This is a genomic window from Coleofasciculus sp. A1-SPW-01 (assembly GCF_040217205.1).
Classification (GTDB): domain Bacteria; phylum Cyanobacteriota; class Cyanobacteriia; order Cyanobacteriales; family Coleofasciculaceae; genus Coleofasciculus; species Coleofasciculus chthonoplastes_A.
The window spans coordinates 1-17,011 of the sequence record NZ_JAVJNP010000023.1 but is presented as its reverse complement, the minus strand read 5'-3'; the positions used below and the strand labels follow the sequence as shown (position 1 = coordinate 17,011).

The following is a 17,011-nucleotide window of genomic DNA, read 5'->3' as shown; positions in this document are numbered from 1 at the left end:
TTAAAGCTAAATGAACACCGTTTGTTTGCCAGGGACAGAACGACCAATGCACAATTCCTACCCAGCGCTACAGAGTAATTTGTTCACAAAAATTAACGTTATAAGTCGAGTCAAACTACCTAGTTATCCACTCCTTATTTAGCATGGTCTTACACCAATAAAAAAGAGTTCTGGGACAGGTTCATCAACTCTTTAACAAAAACCAGAAAAAACTTCACGGAAACTTTATGAACAAATTTGTCAAAATTTGATATGTATCCAGCAAACCGACAAAATAATCTTAAAGGCAAAGAGGTATCCCCATACCTGGAAACTGGAGACGCCTTTCGAGTCTAAACAGACAAGAAAAGCTGAGGCGAAGCAACTGCACGGTTATCAACGACAATTTGTGATTATTGAGAGTTTAAACAAATGTTGCCAAAATTTTTGAAAGAGGTTGTCCTGCTGGGCTTGTTCACCACCCTCGTAAGTTGTGGTTCTACCGAAGAGAACAGCTTATCACAAACGCCAACATCGACGCCAACCCCTCAATCCACCGCTACTGGAACCCTTGTCCTTGCCGACGTTAACAAAAATGCCGCTGCCAAGCTAGAGAATTTCCAGCCCATGGCGGATTACCTAGCCGCCCGCTTAGAAAAATTTGGCATTGGTGTGGGTGAAGTTAAAGTTGCCCCTGACTTAGATACAATGGCAAGCCTGCTCAAAGAAGGCAAAGTCGATATCTACGTTGACAGTCCCTACCCCGCGATGATTGTCAGCGATAAATCGGGAGCCGAACCCATCCTGCGCCGCTGGAAGAATGGCAAGGGTGAATATTATGGGGTGATCTTTACCTTGGCAGAAAGCGAGATTGACTCCTTAGCCGATCTCAAAGGAAAAATGCTCGCCTTTGAGGAACCCGTCTCCACCTCCGGCTATTTTTTACCCCTGAATACTCTGCTGGACGCCGATTTGAAGATGGTCGAAAAAGGCTCACAAAACGAAGCTGTCGCCGCCGATGAGGTGGGATATGTTTACAGTAATGATGATGAAAATACGATCCAATGGGTATTGAGTGGCGAAGTCGCGGCTGGCGCGGCTGATTATTCATTCTTGGAAGAAATCCCCGCAGAAAGCCGCCAAGCGCTGAAAATTCTGGCTGAAACCCAGAAAATCGCTCGCCATCTGGTCATCGTCAGACCCGGTATGGACCCGGAATTGGTACAACAGATTAAGACGGTGTTGATGGAAATGAATCAGACACCTGAAGGGAAAGAGGTACTCACCACCTTTGAGGAAACCGCCAAGTTTGACGAGTTTCCTGTTGAAACCAGTCTCGATAAAATGCGCCAGTTGTATGAACAGGTGGAGAAAAAATAAGGGGTAGATGCTCTGTTAAAGGACAAGTTGCCCAGATGTATCAGCCAGGAAGCAACCGTTATCGGAATAAGGGGAGGAAGATAAGTGGAATGGCTAGATTCAACCCAAAAAAAGGTTCACTAGCCACCAAAATAACGTTGGCGATGACCACATTAGTGATTGTGGCGGTCGCCAGCGTCACGATGTTATCCCTACGCCGTCAGCAAGAAACCTTTCGGGATGAACTAGAACAACAGGCTGACCTATTGCTGGATACCTTAGTCGTCGCCACCCAAGATTCGCTCTACTTTCTCGATGTGTCTTATATGAAGGAACTCATGGAAGAGTTGGGCAAGGATAAGGTATTAGTGGCAGGTCAGATTTATGACAAAGATGGACGGGTGCTAGCAGATGCCTATAGCCGCAATGTTTTAGCGTATGGGGTCAAACCTGATCCCTTAGGTCAAGAACTGGTAGAAAGCAACGAAACAGTGTTTAAATGGCAGTCTGACCAACTCCTTGCGGGTAAAGCCGTCGTTTTGGGGCGTCAGCGGCTTGGGGCAGTCAGTGTCGGGCTTTCCACAGCCCCCCTGAAGGCAAAGATGGCAGCCGTGCGGAATGAAGGGATTGCCATGGGACTGGCAGCGGCGATGGTGGGTACATTGGTAGCACTACTTCTGAGCCGCTCCATTACCGAACCCTTGAAGCAAATGACCGCCGCCACGCAGCATCTGGCGAAAGGGGATTTGAGTCAGAAGATTGCGATTGACAGCAGTGACGAACTGGCGGTTTTAGCGGGTGCATTTAACAGTATGACCGACCAACTGCGAAACTTAATCGAAAGTTTGGAACACCAGACTGAAGATTTGCGGCAAAGTGAAGCGAAAAATAGTGCTTTGTTGAATGCGATTCCCGACTTAATGTTTCGGTTTAGCCAAGATGGGATCTTTCTGGATTTTAAAGCACCAAAAGGAGAGTCTTACCTACAATCATCTGAAACCTGGGTCGGTCAACCTGTCTCTGAGGTTTTACCTACAGAGGTGGCTAAATTATGTTTAGATTATGTCGAGCGAACGTTAAAGACTCAAGATATCCAAATTTTTGAGTATGAGTTGTTTGTGGAGGAACAGCGCCGGAATTTTGAAGCACGGTTGGTGGTCAGTGGGGAACAAGAAGTTTTAGCGATCGTTCGGGATATTACAGACGCGAAATTAGCCCAAGTTGAATTGCAACAGGCAAAAGAAGAAGCGGAAGCGGCTAATCGGGCGAAGAGTGCCTTTCTTGCTAGTATGAGTCATGAATTAAGAACGCCTTTGAATGGTATCCTCGGCTTAAGTGAGTTACTGCGAGAGGATGCCGAGGATTTAGGGTATACTGATTTTGTCCCGGATCTCCAGCAGATTTACGACTCTGGACTCCATCTTTTGAATCTGATTACCGATATTCTGGACATTTCTAAAATTGAAGCCGGGAAGATGAGCCTCTATCTGGAAAGCTTTGATATCTCTACTTTAATCGTTGAAGTTCAGAAGACGGTACAACCCCTAATCAAGAAAAAGACGAATACTCTAGAGGTTCATGGCGCGGCGTCCCTTGGCACAATGTATGCTGACCGAACTAAGGTTAAGCAGTTGCTATTAAACCTAATTAGCAACTCCGCCAAATTCACGGAGAACGGCACGATTGTACTGAGTGTTACTCGTGAAAGTGAAAATGAGGGAAATGGTAACTCGAAACGGGACGCTAAAATGCTACTGGTGAATGGGGAATTGTCTGTGGTTTCATCGGCAACCCTCGATAGTGCTTCAATACCTGATGCTGGGAATGACGACCAAACCTCGGATTGGGTTATTTTTTCGGTCTCCGATACGGGTATTGGTATGACTCCAGAGCAGGCAGCCAAGATATTTCAGCCGTTTGTCCAAGCCGATGATTCTACCACGAAAAAGTACGGGGGTACGGGTCTAGGATTAGCGATTTGCCAACGTTTCTGTGAGATGATGGGCGGTAATATTACGGTGGAAAGTGAGGTTGGTGTTGGCTCAACGTTTAGCTTTTACCTACCAGCTAAGGTCAAAGATCCGAAGCCGGAAAAAGTTTCTTCATCACGTTAATTCGGTGGATAAAATTACAGTTAACGACTGGGATTGTCATTGGTCATTTGTGGACAAACACCGTAGGGGCGACCCGCTGCACAAATGAACACGACTCACCCATTAATTTTATCGGGTCGCCCTGTATCAGGTATCGGGAATTATCCTGCATCCGGTATCAGGAATTAGATGAAAATTGTTCCCTGTTCCCTACCCTCACCACAACACGTATTCAGCAACCCCTAAGTAATTAATCCAGAACGGAGTGCATGGACTGCGGCTTGGGTGCGGTCATCAACGCAGAGCTTATTCAGAATATTGCGAACATGGGTTTTTACTGTGCCTACCGTAATATAAAGCTTCTCCGCGATCGCGGCATTACTCGCTCCTGCCACAATTAACTCAAGTACCTCTAATTCCCGTTCGGTTAAGGGATAGGCTTCGATGACTTGTTCGTACTCTGGACCTACCCCATCAATCTTGACGGTTCGATCTTGATTCGCTGCCATTTCAGAGGATGGATCTCGTTTTACCTGTCGTAAAACAATACTGGCAATCGCTGGATCAATCCAGGCGTTCCCTTCCTGGGTTACTTCTAGCGCCTCGACAAGCTGTTCAATTTCAATATCCTTCATGCAATAGGAATCGGCTCCAGCCGCAAAAGCAGCCAGTACCGCATCTTCACTATCATGCATGGTTAAGATGAGAACCCTTGTTTCTGGCTCCTGGGTATCTGTATGGCTACTCTTGAACTTGCGAGTCAAATCAATGCCATCCATATCCGGCAAACCGATATCCACAATAGCGACATCGGGTTTTAGGCTTTCTAGCAGCTTCAATCCTTGAGTGGCATTCGCCGCTTCTCCGACGACTTCAATTCCATCCTGTTCTTGTAAAGCGGCTTGTAAACCCATCCGCGTAAGGTTATGGTCTTCAATCAGGATGACACGCATAGGACTCACCATCAATGTTTCAGAACTCAAATTCGTTTGATCTTGGTCATTGAGAGATGTAGGACTGTTTGACTCCTTCTCTCGGATCTGGGTAATTTTCATCATATATTGTTTTGTATGCCAGCTTGGGCAGGGGTTTGGGAACCAAAGGGGTTTCTGACTCAATCAGCCTAGCCTAATCCATCTCGATTACTCTTCCCTCGCTAGTGCGACGCGGCAATAAAGATAATCAACACTATGGCAGATCCGTGGCAGATGTACATCTATCAATAGTATCAAGCCGTTTCAATTGAGCCAAAAATTTGGCAGCCAAGAGACTTTCTAGTGATTATGCCTATGGACTGAGACGAAAACCATAGCCATCAGCATACAATCTAAGACAAAGGTTGGACTATCTTCAATGCCAGCTTAGGCAAACTCACTTCCCAGAACAAGCTGTAACCTCCATTAATTCAGTTGTGTGTGCGTTAGGGCAATAGTATTGGCGCACCAGTTGCCATTCTCCCTGGGATACAACAGTGAGCTTGATCCTGACGTTGGTGATGAAGAAATCCTTCAGTTCTGCTCGTTGATGAAAGAAATGCTCAATATTCTGCTCGTTGATGATGAGGACATTGATCGCTTAGCTGTGCGTCAGGCTCTGGATGCCACGGGCTTGTCAATCAATTATGTTGAAGCCTGTGACTATAATAGCGCGATCGCTCTCATTGACCGTGAGACATTTGACTGTGTCTTTCTGGATTACTGTCTCCCCGACAAAGATGGATTAAGCCTGGTGCAAGATTTGCGAAAGGCTGGCGTCAAGATTCCCTTGGTGGTAATCACCGCTCACGGTAATGAGCAAGTCGCCGTGGCGCTGATGAAAGCTGGGGCGTCAGACTACCTGTCTCAGGATAAGATTTCACCGACAAGTTTAGGACGGATTCTGCAAAACGCGATTCGCATCTACCAAGCGGAACAGCAGGTGGAACTGGCTCATCAGCAGTTGCGCCAGACGAATGAACAGCTAGTCCGGCAAAATCAAGAATTAGCCCAACAACGGCAACAAATTCAACGTCAAAATTTAAAATTAAAAGAACTCTCTAAACTTAAATCGCAGTTTTTAGCTACGACATCCCATGAATTGCGGACGCCGATGAATGTGATTATCGGCTTTGCTCAAATGCTCCTACTCCAACGCCATGGATCACTAACATTATCACAATTAAAGATGGTACAATGTATCTTAAAAAATGGCAACCATCTGTTATCCCTCTTAAGTGAAGTCTTAGATTTTGCTCAAATTGAAGCCGGGGCTTTGGAACTTAAGGCTGAAGAATTTAATATCGATCAAGTGGTCAATTCCACTGTTAATGATGTTCGTCCATTGGCACTCCAGAAAGGGTTAGATTTATCGATAAAAATCCAACTCAAAAATACCTCAGTTATCAACGATCGCTCTCGTTTGCACAAGGTCTTAAAACACCTGCTCATGAATGCGGTTAAATTTACCAAATCCGGGTCGATCTGGGTCAATGTATACGAAGTTGAATCGCAACGACTGATTATTGACGTTGAGGATACGGGAATTGGTCTGTCTCAAGCCGAATTAGACTATATCTTTGACGCCTTCCGCCAAGTTGATCAGACCATAACCCGCCAATACCCCGGTACAGGGCTAGGATTAGCAATGACCAAATCCTTAGTTCAATTGATGCAGGGCAAGATTACGGTAGAAAGTCAAGTAGGAGAAGGGTCAATTTTTCGCGTCGAATTGCCGCGTTATATTTCTTATTCGGGGAAGTTGACAGAAATTAAAGTACCTGCTTATAATTAAATCTTTTAAAATGTTTTGGAGTTACGATGCTTTTCAAGTATAACTAGATGAAAAATGAATCTACCTGAGTCAAAAATAGAGCGGATTCTGGCAGTTGATGATGCGCCAGACAATTTATTCCTAATGCAAACCATCTTAGAAACTGAAGGATATGACCTCAGTTTAGTTGAAGATGGATATTCCGCATTAGCAATCGTTGAAAAATCACCTCCTGATTTAATCTTGCTGGATGTAATGATGCCACAAATGGATGGCTATGAGGTGACTCGGCGGATTCGTCAAAATAGCAGTTTGCCCTTTATCCCAATTTTGCTGATCACCGCTTATGAACAGTCAAGTGCGATTGAAGGACTCGATGCGGGGGCGGATGATTTTATTCGCAAACCTGTGGATGTGGGCGAGTTATTAGCGCGAGTGCGATCGCTACTGCGACTTAAGCATAGTATTGATGAACAAGTGCGACTGGCGCGTCAGCGAGAGGATTTCGTCTCTCGTCTCACCCACGATTTGCGAACCCCCCTAGTCGCGGCTGATCGGATGCTGAGTTTATTGAAACGGGGAAGCTTTGGACAGATTCCAGATTCGGCGGTAGAAGCCGTGGTTTCTATCCAACAAAGCAACCAACATTTAGTCCAGATGGTGAATACGGTGTTGGAAGTTTATCGCCACGATGCTGGATCTAAAGAGTTAACGTTTGTTTCAATAAATCCTCAGGAAATGATTAAGGAAGTCGTTCAAGAACTGACTCCCTTAGCTGAGGAAAAAGGATTAGCGTTAAGGCTGAATGTAGAAGAGTGCGCTAATTCAGATAATTCAGACGATTATCTGGTGATGGGCGATCGCCTCGAACTTCGTCGCGTCTTCACAAATCTAATTGGCAATGCGGTCAAGTTTACGGAACAAGGATCGGTCGATGTTAATTTAGGTTTAGAATTGGATTCCACAAACTCGGCAGATGGTCAACCCCCTTGGGCGGCAATTTCCATTCAAGATACGGGATCAGGTATTTGTCCAGAAGATCTTGCCACTCTTTTCAAGCGATTTCGCCAAGGAAAGCATAAGCGATCGGGGAGTGGTTTGGGATTATACTTGTCTCGTCGGATTGTAGAAGCTCATCAGGGTAGGATTGAAGTCGAGAGTGAGTTGGGCAAAGGTAGTTTATTTACGGTTTATTTGCCCGCACAAACGTGAAGGGAACAGGAAGCTGGGAGAGCTGGGGAAGCTGGGGGAGCTGGGGAAGCTGGGGAAGCTGGGGAAGATAAGCTAAGGCGCATTTAAATTGTGTAGTGTATTCCCTGTTGCCTGTTACCTATTGCATCATAACCTTTAGGGTAACAACTATTTTTTATCTCCACGTAATACAGCCGAAGAGTGGTAAGACAGGGCTTTTTCGTGGCAACTGTATTACACCGTATGGGTAAATTTTGCCATTTTCCCAGAATTGTGCGGAAATCGGTCAATGAGTCCTGTATTTTCTTTACAGGAAGAATTATTTTCATCCCAACCCATTAGAGATACTATAGGATTCCTTGGGAAAAATCAATCGAGGAGTCCCAACTTGGCATTTGTCTAGGAAGACAGAGATTTATCCACTTTAGCGATACTTTAGGGATACTTAAGTTTTTGGTAAAAAAGGAAGTAGCTTTTCGCTTTGATGATGCAACGCCAGAAAACCTGATTAGTCAAATCGACGAGTTTATACAGTATTATCCATGTAGGTGATCCTTGTCCCATGTTACTGCCAACCATTACCCGTCAGCTTGTCAAAGGCGCTAAACGCAGTCAAAAGATGCCATTGCGCGTGGTTCTGGTGGTTCCCTTTCTTCTCCAGATCTTTGCGGCGGTAGGGTTGACTGGATATCTTTCCTTTCGTAATGGACAGCAGGCGGTTGACAATCTAGTTACGCAGTTACAGACCGAGGTTAGCGATCGCATTGTACAACATGTCGATAGTTACATCGAAACGCCTGATCTGGTCAACCATGTTCTCGTCAATGCCGTGCGTCGGGGTCAGGTGCAGACTCAGGATCAGCCCAGTGAACGCTATTTGTGGCAACTCATACAGATTACTCAGTCTATTAATACCATCCAGTTTGGCAGTGAGCAAGGAGAGTATATTGGCGCAGGCTATACCGAGGATAGGGACTTACTGCTGAAAGTTGCCGATCAATCAACCAATTATAACTTTCATACCTACACAACCGACAGCCAAGGAAATCGGAAGCAACTGTTAGATAGTCGCGCCAATTATGACCCTCGTATCCGTCCCTGGTATCAAGAGGCTACTTTTCAAGGTGCAACGGTTTGGAGTCCTATTTATGTCATGTTTAGCCATTCTCGGTTAGGGATTACCCTAGCTGAACCCGTATTTGGCGACAAGGATCAATTATTAGGCGTGGTTGGTACTGATATTTTACTATCTGAAATTAGTAAATTTCTCAACAGCTTAAGAATTGGTCAAACGGGACAAGCGTTTATTATTGAGCGATCTGGATTACTGGTTGCCAGTTCCACATCAGAAAAGCGATTTATTCAGGATGGCGATAAAACCCAACGCCTATTTGCTACTCATAGCCGTGATCCCTTAATTCAATTAACGGCACAGTATTTAAACCAAAATATTGATACCTTAAACCCGATTAACCAAACCCAACAGCTATCCTTTAATCTAAACCGCGATCGCTATTATTTACAAGTCACCCCTTTCCAGGATAATCACGGCTTAGAGTGGCTGATTGTGGTGGCGATACCGGAAGCGGATTTCATGGAACAAATCCATGATAATACCCGCACCACGATTAGCTTATGCTTCGCGGCGTTTGTTGTGGCAACTGGGTTAGGAATCTTCACCGCTAGATGGATTACCCAGCCGATTACCCAGTTAAGCATAGCGGCGGCGAAAATTGCCCAGGGCAAATTTAACCAACAGGTAAAAGTCGATAGCAAAATTCCGGTTCGGGTGCATGAACTCGAAATTTTAGCTCAATCCTTTAATCAAATGAGTCAACAATTATACTCCTTCTTTACCGCCCTAGAAAAAAATCAAGCCGAGTTAGAGTCACGAGTTGAGCAACGCACTGCAGCCTTACGCCTGTCTGAAGAAAAGTTTGCTCTTGCCTTTCGCTCATCCCCGAACCCAATTACGATTACCACTCTGGCTGAGGGAACGTTTATTGAGGTAAATGAAAGCTTTCTCAAGATTACCGGATATGACCTAGAGGATGTGATTGCTCATACCTCCATTGAACTCAATTTTTGGGTTGAATCCCAAGAACGAACCCGAATCCGTAGCTTATTACGAAAGACAGGCGCTGTTCGGGATCAAGAGTTTAATTTTTATACTAAATCAGGTCAAGTGAGAACGGGACTGTTATCCGCAGAATTAATTACAATTGGCGAAGAAGAATGCATACTGGCGGTAATTAATGATATCACCGAACGCAAACAAGCTGAACAACGAGTTGAGTTACTGCTGACAATTAGTCAAGCGATTAATGCCGCCCCCGATTTTCAAGCTGCTTTAGAAATTGCCCTGCATCAAGTGTGTCAAACTACGGGCTGGATTTATGGCGAAGTCTGGATTCCGGCGACAGACGGAATGGCATTAGAATGTAGCCATCGTTGGTATTACAAACAGACCGGACTTGATCCAGAGGTTATCACCGCCCTAGAACAATTCCGAGAGTATAGTGAAGCCCTAACATTTTTACCCGAAGAAGAAATACCGGGACGGGTTTGGTGTCATGGTGAACCAGAATGGATTAGTGATATTGCCACTGAATCCGATGATGTTTTCTTGCGGCTCAAATTGGCAACCGACTGTGGATTAAAATCAGCCTTTGCTGTACCTATTGTTGCCCCAGCAAAACCTCAAACCTCTGCCCCGGTTTTAGCGGTGTTGGTGTTTTTTATGGCAGAAGAACACCAAAATGATGAAAATTGGATTGAGTTGGTGTCCGTCGTATCGGCGCAGTTGGGTCCAGTGATGCAGCAGAAGAAAGCCGAGGCAGAAATGAAGGCACTTTTTGCCGCGATGACGGATATGGTTCTGGTGGTGGATGCATCGGGTCGTTGTCTGAAGGTAGCACCTACTAATAAAGGAAAATGGTGTAAATCTCCGGGGGACATATTGGGAACAACGCTGTTGGAATATTTCGATTCCAGTCAGGTAGATTTTATTCTCAATAGTATTCGAGAGGCGTTGTTAACTCAAGCGACGGTAAATATCGAGTATTGCATCAATCTGGCAGGAGAGGATATTTGGTTTGCGGCGAATTTGTCACCACTTTCCGATGATTCGGTGATTTGGGTGGCGCGTGATATTACCGATCGCAAACAGGCAGAGGTGGCATTACGGTTAGAACAAGAAAAATCGGAACAATTATTACTGAATATTTTGCCTGAACTAATTGCAGAACGGCTGAAACAAGACCAATCAGCGATTGCGGAGAATTTTGATGATGTGACAATTCTGTTTGCCGATATTGTCGGGTTTACGCCGTTATCGGCGCGGTTAAAACCGATTGAATTAGTGAATTTACTCAATCAGATGTTTTCCACATTTGACCATTTGGCAGAACGTCATGGTTTGGAGAAAATTAAAACCATTGGTGATGCGTATATGGTGGTTGGCGGATTACCCCAGCCGAGGGGAGATCATGCAGAAGCGATCGCGCAGATGGCGTTAGATATGCAGCAGGCGATTACTCAGTTTCAAGCCGAACACAGTGAGTCATTGCAAATTCGCATTGGAATTAATACCGGATCAGTCGTGGCGGGGGTGATTGGGATTAGGAAGTTTATCTATGACTTGTGGGGAGATGCGGTGAATGTCGCCTCACGCATGGAATCGTCGGGAGAACCGGGAAAAATACAAGTCACAGAGACGACATACCAGAGATTACGGGACAAATTCCAGTTTCAGGAACGAGGTGCGATCGCGGTTAAGGGTAGAGGGGAAATGACAACCTATTGGTTGATGGGAACGTGTTGAGTGTTGGTTGACCCTTCACGACCTTCGAGGACATGATCTGTAGGGGCGGGTTTAGGGACTCTCTTGTCGCCATTGATAGTAACGTTTAGAACAAAACCCGCGATCTGTAGGGGCGGGTTTAGGGACTCTCTTGTCGCGATTGATAGTAACGTTTAGAACAAAACCCGCCCTGATTCAGTGTTGAGTTCACTCCCTTCCATCTCCCAGACGTGCCATGGCACGTCTCTACATTGCTTCGTGCTTTCTCGCCAAGATCCTGATACCCTGAATTTCAGGGATAAATTGACCATTGCCGATCGCAGGACATCAAGAATGACTAGCAAACCCAAAATTATCGTTTTGGATGATGACCCCACTGGTTCCCAAACCGTTCACAGTTGCTTGCTGCTGACGCGCTGGGATGTGCAGACGCTACGCTTAGGACTAGCCGACGCTTCGCCGATTTTCTTTGTCCTGACGAATACGCGGGCGTTAACCCCAGAGGAAGCCGCCACAGTCACCTGTGAGGTTTGCCATAATCTAAAAATTGCCATAGAAACTGAAGGAATCGACGATTTTCTCGTCGTCAGTCGCTCTGATTCCACCCTACGCGGACATTATCCCGTGGAAACCGATGTGATTGCCCAAGAAGTGGGACCCTTCGATGCTCATTTCTTAGTTCCTGCATTCTTTGAAGGCGGACGAGTCACCCGCGATAGTGTTCATTATTTAATGGTGGATGGCGTTCCCACACCCGTCCATGAAACTGAATTTGCCCGTGATTCGGTATTTGGCTATCACCACAGCTATTTACCCGATTATGTGGAAGAAAAGACCAACGGAAGGATTCAAGCCGAAAACGTTGAACGATTTGTCCTCTCCGATATTCGCCAAGGAAGTTTAGAACGCCTCCTCAACTTAAATGGGAATCAATGTGGTGTGGTTGATGGGGAAACTCAAGCCGATTTAGATAAATTCGCCGCCGATGTCCTCAGCGCCGCCGCCCAAGGGAAACGGTTCTTATTTCGTTCTGCTGCTAGTATTTTAACCTCGCTGGCGAGTCTGGGCGCTCAACCCGTCCCGCCAGAGAATATGGCACAGTATGTCAGAGAAGGGAAACCGGGCGTTGTGTTAGTGGGTTCTCATGTTAAAAAGACCACCCAACAGCTTGAACAACTGCTGAAACTCTCCGATATTGTTGGTGTTGAGGTGGATGTTAGTCATTTACTTGAAGAGTCAGCATCCCAACGGGATTCACTTTTAGCCAAAGTTGTCGCCGCTGTTGAGGAGATTTACAACTCGAATAAAACAGCCGCCATTTATACCAGTCGAGAGGAATTGGTCTTTAAAGACGTGCAAACTCGGTTAAACTTTGGCGCAGCAGTTTCAGCCTTATTAATGGATATTGTTCGAGATTTACCCAAAGATATTGGCTTTTTAATTAGTAAGGGCGGGATTACTTCAAATGATGTCTTAAGTACAGGATTAGACTTAAGATCTGCCCGGTTACTGGGTCAAATTATTCCTGGCTGTTCTGTCGTGCGAACTCCATCGGATCATCCTCAGTTTTCGGATTTGCCTATGGTACTGTTTCCCGGCAATGTCGGAGATGCAGATGGGTTAGTTACTGTTTATCAGCGCTTTTGCTGATCGTCATTGACTGTACCTCATCAACCTGAAATCTGCTGTAATGCAGCAAGCCCTATTTGCGGAATACAACTGCAAGATAAAAAGCTAGACAATTGCCCGACAACATTTTCCTATTCCTTTTGACTCCTTCCCTGTTCCCTAAGTCATAAACCTTCTTCTCTCTGCCTTGGAGTCTTCTGGCTTTTGCTACGATAGCAGTAAAATAGAGACGTAGATCACAAAGGAGAACTCATTATAGTCACGCCGGATAGTGGTTTAAGTTACCTCTAAAGCAGATTAAATTCACCGAAAACTAGGACTATTCTCAATTAATCCTCCAGCCAAATACCTGAAGATTAACTATATTGAATTTATCAGGTAAAGAAGATTATGCAATCCTCTGATCGAAATATCCTTAACCCAAACCAATCCTCGGCGTCAGCTAGAAAGCAAGAGTTGTTTAAGAAACTAGAACGAATACGAATGGCACCCGATCGCCTGCTGGAGGAGTATGCGGCGGGCGAACGGGATTATCGGGGATTTAACCTCAGCAACCTAGAGTTAAACGGCGTAGATCTCCAGAGAATTAACTTGAGTCAGGCAAACCTAGAAGGGATTGTCTTAGAAAAAGCTACGTTGACACGGGCAAACTTAACCAGAGCCAACTTATGTGGGGCGAATTTACGCCGAGCGGATTTGATTTGGGCAAATTTACATTGTGCTAACCTACGAGGGGCAAATCTGAGAGGAGCTGATTTAAGCGGCGCTGATTTGAGTGATGCCGATTTGACGGATGCCGATTTAGGCGGAGCCATACTACCCGACGGAACGATTGTTTTAACCAGTGAACAGTCGAGTCTCTTATGTGGTAAGCTGCGAAAATTGCCACTCAAACCGTCCAAATAATCCCCAAGAGAGAGGCTGAGTCGGACGCGATCGCACACGATAAGATCCATAAGCTGTCATGCATTTAAATTGGGTATGAGTAGCGAGCAAGATGCTCGCACTACCGCACTACAAGGATGCTCAGGTCTAATTGAATTGTTCCTCCCCCCTTCTTCCCCAGCTCCCCCAGCTCCCCTAGCTCCCCTATCCCTAAAAACATTGTCAGCGTACTCTAACTCTAAGCGCGATCGCACACTTAACCATGGCATATCGATTAAAGGCACCCGAATCTATATCTGAGGGAGTTCAGCGCATTGCTTACGAACAGATTGACAAAGCATTAGCCCAATTATTGGGTCAAACGGATAATAGCCCAGAAGAGGCGGTTCATGATGCTCGTAAGCGGTTGAAGAAGCTACGAGCATTATTGCGTTTAGTGCGAGATGAAATTGGTTCGGATACTTATCACCAAGAAAATACCTGTTTCCGAGATGCAGGGCGATTATTATCCGATGTACGAGATGCTCAGGTAACAATTGAAACCTTAGATGATTTGAGCGAACATTTTGCCAATATTATCTCAGTCGATGGTTTTAGGGAAGTGCGTCAAGCCTTAGAAGCCCGTAGTCAATCCATTAGTGAACGGGTTCTGGACGAAAAAAATGCCCAAGAGGACGCCATTGGCATGATTAAAGCAGCGCGGGAACGGGTCAAGGATTGGTCAATTAAAAGCAATGACTGGTCAACGATACAGGAGAGTGTTCAGCGTGTCTATAAACGAGGGGATAAAGCATTAATTGTAGCCTTTAATCAGCCTAGCGTTGAGAATTTTCACGATTGGCGCAAGCGGGTAAAATACCTTTGGTATCACCTGCGACTGCTTAAATTAGTATGGTCAGATTTAATGGCAGAAATGGCATCACAGACGAAACAATTAGCCGATTATCTAGGGGATGACCATGATTTAGCGATGTTGCGCCAGCTACTGGAACAGGAACCCGAACTAGGCTGCGATCGCACTCAACTAGACGCCCTAATTGGCTTAATTGACCGCCGCCGACTCCAATTGCAGCAGTCAGCATACTGTTTAGGACAGCGCATTTATGCAGAGAAACCAGGAGTCTTCGTTGAGCGGATCGGCGTATACTGGCAGATTTGGCGATCGGAACGTGAGCAACCCAGCTTGTAGTTGCGATGCGAGCGCCATCAACGCATGGCTGAGAGGAACTTACCAATCATTAATCCACTTCCAAGGGACCAATCCCCTTCTGTGTGGTAAAATGCTTTAACTCCTCCACCAACTTACTATCATTCGACGCCGTTCTCGCCCCCGCCTGGGCTGCCCAGTGTTTCAGCGCTTCAATTTGCTCCCGTGCGATCGCAGCAAGTGGTACTGTTTCTTCTATCGCCCGCACAATATCCTCTGTGGTAAAGTCTCGCCGTTGTCCATTCACCAAAGTACCATAAGCTCGATGCATGGCATCAATAATCACCTGTTCAATCTCCGCCCCACTAAAGTTCTTCGCCTGTCGTGCTAATCTGGCTAAATCAAAATCCCGTAAACGAGAAGGGCGTAAGGGTTGCAAATGTACCTTAAAAATATCCTTGCGTTCGGCTTCCGTGGGCAAATTCAAAAAGAAGATTTCATCAAATCTGCCTTTCCGCAATAACTCAGCGGGCAAAATCTGCACATTATTCGCCGTCGCCACAATAAATACCGGACTCGTCTTTTCTTGCATCCAGGTAATCAGCGTACCAAATACCCGTCTCGACGTTCCCGAATCCCCATCAACGCCAGCACCAATATTACCAAACGCCTTATCAATCTCATCAATCCATAATACACAAGGCGCGATCGCTTCACTAATTTGAATCATCTGGCGCACCCGACTTTCACTTTCCCCGACAATCCCGCCAAATAATCGTCCCGTGTCTAACCGCAATAAGGGCAAACGCCATTCATGAGCAATGGTTTTCGCGGATAGGGATTTCCCGGTTCCCTGAATTCCCACCAGTAAAATCCCCTTAGGATTGGGAATGCCATAGCGTCGCGCTTCTTCGGTAAAGGCATCTTGGCGCATCCGTACCCATTGCTTGAGATTCTCCAATCCGCCAACATTTTTTAACGATTCCTGAACCGTAAAAAAGTCTAAAATTCCCGTTTGGCGAATCGCTTGTTTTTTCTCCCCTAATACGCCATCAATATCTGTTTCATTTACCTGTTGTTTAGCGGCTAATGCCTTTGCCAATACCCGGGCAATTCTGGCACGACTTAATCCTTGACAGGCTTTAACTAACTGTTCCCTGGCTAATCCAGATACGTTTAAGTTTTCGGGTTTGACCAGAATATTAATCAGATAATCAATTTCCTGAGCATTAGGCAAGGGAAAATCAATAACCGTAACTTCCTCACTCAATTCTGCTGGGACTTCTAAGGTATGACTGGTGAGGATTAAGGTTTTGCGAGAACGCTTAAGTTCCTTGGTTAGATTCTTCAATTCTCGGATCACGGGCGCATTGCGATCGCTCTGCGGATTTTTTAAGATAAAATGTAGATCTCGGAGGACAAATAAGCTATTTTCTTGAGGATCAGTCTTGCGAATCCGATGCAGTGCTCCCATCACTGAACCCTTATCCGCCCCATTATCCTCCCATCCCCGCACAATATCCCAGAGTAAAACTTGGCGTTCGGGTTGGGATTGCACAGCCACTGAAAGTAATACTTCTTCCACGGGTTCTTCTTCAACCGCTACGATATAAAGTAACGGATAACGCGCCCGGATCATTAAATCTAATTGTTCGATTAAGGTTTGATGGGGATTGAAGGTATTAGTCATTTGTCATTCGTCATTCGTCATTTGTCATTTGTCATTCGTCATTCGTCATTCGTCTTATGTCATTTGTCATTCGTCTTATGTCATTCGTCTTATGTCATTCGTCATTCGTCATGATGAAACCCGCCCCTACAGGTTTTTTCTTAATTTATCGTAATCACTAAATCCAACTGGAAAGTCTGTATGCTCATCATAATCGGCATTGTCTAGATTAGCATCGGTCAGCTTGACTCCTTTTAGTTTAGCGCCCCTCAAGTTGGCGTCACTCAAGTCTGCTCCCATTAGATTTGCGCCAACGAGATTAGCTTCGGTAAAATTAGCTTGGCTCAAATTAGCGTTACTCAGGTTTGCCCAACTAAATGTCGGCAGGGGTCGCCCGTTATACCCGTAGGGTTAACGGGTGGGGAATGCCGACCAGTATAAAACTGAGCGACAGCGAATCCTTATAATTCTGGAGTTGCTTGCTGTTCGACATATTTCTTGATCTGTTC

Annotated in this window: 11 protein-coding genes; 8 read left to right on the top strand and 3 right to left on the bottom strand. The window is 45.5% G+C overall.

The genetic code is table 11. The annotated features are described in order from the left end of the window. The first annotated feature begins 411 nt into the window (after positions 1 to 411). A complete protein-coding gene (locus RH949_RS04100; RefSeq protein WP_006100777.1) occupies positions 412 to 1,359 on the top strand; it encodes a phosphate/phosphite/phosphonate ABC transporter substrate-binding protein in 948 nt (315 codons plus the stop codon). Between the two features lie 89 nt (positions 1,360 to 1,448). Next, entirely contained in the window at positions 1,449 to 3,452 is a 2,004-nt protein-coding gene (locus RH949_RS04095; RefSeq protein WP_446352004.1) for an ATP-binding protein, read from the top strand. Between the two features lie 221 nt (positions 3,453 to 3,673). Here the strand turns inward: RH949_RS04095 and RH949_RS04090 are convergent, their stop codons facing one another. Beyond that, positions 3,674 to 4,393: a response regulator gene (locus tag RH949_RS04090; protein WP_044207052.1), complete on the bottom strand. Its 720-nt coding sequence runs from the start codon at positions 4,391 to 4,393 to the stop codon at positions 3,674 to 3,676. Positions 4,394 to 4,964: 571 nt separating this feature from the next. On the opposite strand from RH949_RS04090, the gene RH949_RS04085 reads away from it, so the two are divergent. From RH949_RS04085 to RH949_RS04060, 6 genes are all read left to right on the top strand, one after another. After that, on the top strand, positions 4,965 to 6,200 hold the full coding sequence (locus RH949_RS04085) for an ATP-binding response regulator (protein WP_006100931.1): 1,236 nt from the start codon (positions 4,965 to 4,967) through the stop codon (positions 6,198 to 6,200). A 54-nt stretch (positions 6,201 to 6,254) separates the two neighbouring features. After that, positions 6,255 to 7,391, top strand: a complete 1,137-nt coding sequence (locus tag RH949_RS04080) for a sensor histidine kinase (protein WP_446352003.1) — start codon at positions 6,255 to 6,257, stop codon at positions 7,389 to 7,391. Between the two features lie 541 nt (positions 7,392 to 7,932). Continuing rightward, positions 7,933 to 11,193, top strand: a complete 3,261-nt coding sequence (locus RH949_RS04075) for an adenylate/guanylate cyclase domain-containing protein (protein WP_446352002.1) — start codon at positions 7,933 to 7,935, stop codon at positions 11,191 to 11,193. A gap of 312 nt (positions 11,194 to 11,505) precedes the next feature. Beyond that, positions 11,506 to 12,822: a four-carbon acid sugar kinase family protein gene (locus tag RH949_RS04070; protein ID WP_446352001.1), complete on the top strand. Its 1,317-nt coding sequence runs from the start codon at positions 11,506 to 11,508 to the stop codon at positions 12,820 to 12,822. Between the two features lie 369 nt (positions 12,823 to 13,191). Next, the gene (locus tag RH949_RS04065; RefSeq protein ID WP_006100917.1) at positions 13,192 to 13,707 is read left to right on the top strand and encodes a pentapeptide repeat-containing protein; all 516 of its coding nucleotides are present in this window, start codon (positions 13,192 to 13,194) and stop codon (positions 13,705 to 13,707) included. 241 nt (positions 13,708 to 13,948) lie between these two features. Continuing rightward, positions 13,949 to 14,875 carry a CHAD domain-containing protein gene (locus tag RH949_RS04060; protein WP_446352000.1) on the top strand — a complete coding sequence of 309 codons (927 nt, stop codon included), beginning with the start codon at positions 13,949 to 13,951 and terminating at the stop codon, positions 14,873 to 14,875. Between the two features lie 49 nt (positions 14,876 to 14,924). On the opposite strand, the gene RH949_RS04055 is transcribed toward RH949_RS04060, so the two are convergent. Together RH949_RS04055 and RH949_RS04050 are read right to left on the bottom strand one after the other, a co-directional pair. Further along, complete coding sequence (locus tag RH949_RS04055; protein WP_006100861.1) at positions 14,925 to 16,523, bottom strand: AAA family ATPase; 1,599 nt, start codon at positions 16,521 to 16,523, stop codon at positions 14,925 to 14,927. Positions 16,524 to 16,649: 126 nt separating this feature from the next. Next, positions 16,650 to 16,889 carry a pentapeptide repeat-containing protein gene (locus tag RH949_RS04050; protein ID WP_083798999.1) on the bottom strand — a complete coding sequence of 80 codons (240 nt, stop codon included), beginning with the start codon at positions 16,887 to 16,889 and terminating at the stop codon, positions 16,650 to 16,652. Positions 16,890 to 17,011 lie beyond the last annotated feature (122 nt).

Excerpts from the sequence above, each read along its gene's own strand:
- RH949_RS04065 (WP_006100917.1), top strand. The coding sequence starts at position 13,192 with ATGCAATCCTCTGATCGAAATATCCTTAACCCAAACCAATCCTCGGCG.
- RH949_RS04055 (WP_006100861.1), bottom strand. The coding sequence starts at position 16,523 with ATGACTAATACCTTCAATCCCCATCAAACCTTAATCGAACAATTAGAT.
- RH949_RS04075 (WP_446352002.1), top strand. The coding sequence starts at position 7,933 with ATGTTACTGCCAACCATTACCCGTCAGCTTGTCAAAGGCGCTAAACGC.
- RH949_RS04060 (WP_446352000.1), top strand. The coding sequence starts at position 13,949 with ATGGCATATCGATTAAAGGCACCCGAATCTATATCTGAGGGAGTTCAG.
- RH949_RS04080 (WP_446352003.1), top strand. The coding sequence starts at position 6,255 with ATGAATCTACCTGAGTCAAAAATAGAGCGGATTCTGGCAGTTGATGAT.
- RH949_RS04070 (WP_446352001.1), top strand. The coding sequence starts at position 11,506 with ATGACTAGCAAACCCAAAATTATCGTTTTGGATGATGACCCCACTGGT.
- RH949_RS04095 (WP_446352004.1), top strand. The coding sequence starts at position 1,449 with ATGGCTAGATTCAACCCAAAAAAAGGTTCACTAGCCACCAAAATAACG.
- RH949_RS04085 (WP_006100931.1), top strand. The coding sequence starts at position 4,965 with ATGCTCAATATTCTGCTCGTTGATGATGAGGACATTGATCGCTTAGCT.
- RH949_RS04100 (WP_006100777.1), top strand. The coding sequence starts at position 412 with ATGTTGCCAAAATTTTTGAAAGAGGTTGTCCTGCTGGGCTTGTTCACC.